Annotated in this window: 1 protein-coding gene; it reads left to right on the forward strand. The window is 66.0% G+C overall.

Translation table 11 applies throughout. The features are described from left to right. Nucleotides 1-81: 81 nt before the first annotated feature. Nucleotides 82-288 (forward strand): transposase (locus tag IG99_RS43830; RefSeq protein ID WP_037684644.1); only part of this gene is annotated, 207 nt, incomplete at its 3' end.

Here is a 288-nt window from a genome sequence, read left to right on the forward strand (position 1 = left end):
TGGCGTCGGAGTGAGGGCCCGGATATGAGAACGGCCACCGGCTGATCTTCGAGATGTCGAAGCTCGAAGGAGATCAGCACGATGACCGCACCCGACAGTCTGCCCCTGCACGCCCTCGCCGAGGAGAATCTCGCAGCGGCGAGTCCCGATCTGCTGCGCGCGATGATCAAGACGTTCGCCGACACCCTGATGTCCGCCGAGGCCGACGCCCTCTGCAACGCCGAATACGGGCAGGTCAGCGACGAGAGGGTCAACCACCGCAACGGCTACCGCCCGCGCGAGTGGGAC

It is taken from the genome of Streptomyces griseus subsp. griseus, assembly GCF_000720255.1.
In the GTDB taxonomy this organism is placed as follows: domain Bacteria; phylum Actinomycetota; class Actinomycetes; order Streptomycetales; family Streptomycetaceae; genus Streptomyces; species Streptomyces griseus_I.